This is a genomic window from Okeania sp. SIO2F5, assembly GCF_010692685.1.
Taxonomy (GTDB): Bacteria; Cyanobacteriota; Cyanobacteriia; order Cyanobacteriales; family Microcoleaceae; genus Okeania; species Okeania hirsuta.
In genome coordinates this window covers 1-2149 of sequence record NZ_JAAHGU010000286.1, presented here as the reverse complement: position 1 = coordinate 2149, position 2149 = coordinate 1, and the positions used below count along the sequence as shown (strand labels likewise).

The 2149-nt window shown below is 37.7% G+C and carries 1 protein-coding gene and 2 rRNA genes; 2 read left to right on the top strand and 1 reads right to left on the bottom strand.

Annotation, left to right across the window (positions count from 1 at the left end; genetic code table 11):
- Both F6K27_RS32955 and rrf read left to right on the top strand, forming a co-directional pair.
- Nucleotides 1-125 (top strand): 23S ribosomal RNA (locus tag F6K27_RS32955); the annotation flags it as partial.
- Nucleotides 126-184: 59 nt separating this feature from the next.
- Nucleotides 185-302, top strand: a 5S ribosomal RNA gene (rrf, locus tag F6K27_RS32950).
- A 419-nt stretch (nt 303-721) separates the two neighbouring features.
- On the opposite strand, the gene F6K27_RS32945 is transcribed toward rrf, so the two are convergent.
- A complete protein-coding gene (locus F6K27_RS32945; protein WP_287280180.1) occupies nt 722-1903 on the bottom strand; it encodes an RtcB family protein in 1182 nt (393 codons plus the stop codon).
- Between the last annotated feature and the right edge of the window lie 246 nt (nt 1904-2149).

Genomic DNA, 2149 nt, shown 5'->3' with positions numbered 1-2149 from the left:
AAGATGAGTGCTCTCACTACTTTAAGTAGGTAAGGTCACGGGAAGACTACCCGTTAATAGGTGTTCGGTGGAAATGCAGTAATGTATGCAGCCTAGACACACTAACAGACCGAGGACTTGACCTCATAAACTCACTTCTTACTTCTGACTATGCAGCCTTCTTTGTTTCTTTGATTTCTGTATTCCTGGTGTCTATGAGGCTATGGACCCACTCCGACTCCATCTCGAACTCGGTAGTGAAACGTAGTGCTGGCGAAGATACTTTGGGGGTAGCCCCATGTGAAAATAGCTCGATGCCAGGATAATATTTAGCGAAGCATCTTTCTGATATATGGGAAAGATGCTTTGTTGTTTTTGGCAATTGTATTGACATCTTTATTCCTTTAGGGCAAAACTCTGAATGCTGGCTTTATTGCTGAAGAAGTTCCAGATTTAATAAGCGCTGATGAACACAAGGCAGTTAAGACTATTGATGTTATCGCAGTTTTAACTAAGGTTGTTAAACAACAGCAAGAAGATCTCGAAACCTTGCAAGAGGAAATTCGCTCGCTCAAACAAAATAACAATAGCGATCCAGTACAAAGAAACTAGAAATACTTTGAGGGTTCCCCCATTTAAAAATAGCTCGATGCCAAGATTATTATTGATTAAAGCCTGTTTCTCAAATTTTGGAAACAGGCTTTTTGGTTTTTTTGTAGACAAGCAAACAAATATAGAAAAATTACCCCTTTACACAAACAACTTGTTTAAGAGTTGCCACAACTTCTACTAAATCAGTTTGCTGGTTCATTACTTCTTCAATAGATTTATAAGCACCAGGAATTTCATCAATAACACCTCCATCTTTCCGACATTCTACTCCCTCAGTTTGCTTAACTAAATCATCTACAGAAAAACTCTTTTTAGCTTTAGTTCGAGACATTAATCTGCCAGCACCATGACTACAGCTACAATAACTTTCATGGTTTCCTTTTCCTTTGACAATGAAAGATTTTGCTCCCATTGAACCAGGTATAATTCCATAATCTTCTTCTTGTGCTCGCACAGCACCTTTACGAGTTACATAAACTTCCTCGCCAAAATGTACTTCTTTTTCTGCATAATTGTGATGGCAGTTCACATTTAATAGTGGTTTTGTTGGTTTGCCTCCTGCTAAATGCTTTTCAACTATTCGCTTAAAACGAGCCATCATTACATCTCGATTAAACCGAGCATAATTTTGTGCCCATTGTAGATCGCGCCAGTAAGCTGCAAATTCTGATGTTCCAGTGACAAAGTAGGCTAAATCTAAATCTGGCAATTTTGTATCTGCCAGTTTTGCTAGTTCCTTGGCAGTGTTAATATGACATTGAGCTAATTTATTTCCAATGTGACGAGAACCAGAGTGTAGCATTAACCAAACATTGTTTTCTGTATCCAGACAAAGTTCGATGAAATGGTTGCCTCCACCTAGAGAACCCATTTGTTTGAGGGCTTTACTTTCTAGATTTTTTACACCTGGATGTAACTCTTTGAAGTTTTTCCAGCGCTGCCAGTTGGTGACAGATTTTTCGATTTCTTTGTTGTCAGAAAATCCTACAGGAATAGCTGCTTCAATATCTTGTCGGATTTTTTTGAGTTTGCCTTCTAGTTGGTCGGCAACAAAAGGCATTTTTACTGCACACATTCCACAACCAATATCTACCCCTACAGCAGCAGGAATAATTGCTTCTTTTGTGGCAATTACAGAACCTACTAATGCTCCTTTGCCTAGATGCACGTCTGGCATTAGGGCAACGTGCTTGAAAACAAATGGCAAGGATGCTACATTTTTGGCCATTTGGTGTTCTTGATTTTCTAGGGGATGATTTGCCCAAGACAATACTGGTTTTGGAGTTGAGAGTTTTAGTTTTTCGTATGGCATATTTGATTTTAAGTTACTATTGCTTGTAAAGCTATACTACATAATACAATGTAACATAAAAAGATTACGGAATGTATAGCAATGAGCGCTGGCATCTTTACATGTTACATAGATATTTGCAATGTAATATAAAAGTAACTGTATGAGCTGTATTTTTCATAAATTAGGCGATCGCTAAACCTTAAAGTTTTAAGGATGTCTGTAATGGTATTGATAATTTACAGTTTATAGCTTGAAATTGTTTAC